This window comes from Myxococcus llanfairpwllgwyngyllgogerychwyrndrobwllllantysiliogogogochensis (assembly GCF_006636215.1).
GTDB classification, from domain to species: Bacteria; Myxococcota; Myxococcia; order Myxococcales; family Myxococcaceae; genus Myxococcus; species Myxococcus llanfairpwllgwyngyllgogerychwyrndrobwllllantysiliogogogochensis.
This window is the reverse complement of sequence record NZ_VIFM01000877.1, coordinates 1-415: the sequence shown is the minus strand read 5'-3', so window position 1 is coordinate 415 and position 415 is coordinate 1. Positions and strand designations below refer to the sequence as shown.

Annotated in this window: 1 protein-coding gene; it reads right to left on the bottom strand. The window is 69.6% G+C overall.

The window, feature by feature from the left end; translation table 11 throughout:
* Nucleotides 1-415, bottom strand: a 415-nt coding sequence (locus FJV41_RS50990; protein WP_141649657.1) for an efflux RND transporter permease subunit, incomplete at both ends; no start/stop codon positions are given.

Here is a 415-nt window from a genome sequence, read left to right as displayed (position 1 = left end):
CTCGTAGCCCAGCGAGGCGCGGTCCTCGATCTGCAGCTTGAAGCCGCCCGTGGTGCCCAGGCCGGCGACCGGCGGCGGCGGGAACATCGCGATGAACGCGTCCTGGATGCTGCCGAAGGCCTGGTTCAGCTGGCCCGCGACCGCGCCGCCGCTCTGGTCGGCGCGCCTGCGCTCGGCGAAGGGCTTGAGCGTGACGAACACGATGCCGGCGTTGGAGCTGTTGGTGAAACCGTTGATCGACAGTCCCGGGAAGGCGATGGCGTCCTCCACGTTCGGGTTCTTCTTGACGATCTCGCCCATGCGGCGGATCACGTCCTCGGTGCGGTCCAGCGTGGCGCCGTCGGGCAGCTGCGCGAAGCCGACGAGGTACTGCTTGTCCTGCGCGGGCACGAAGCCGCCGGGCACGGCCTTGAAC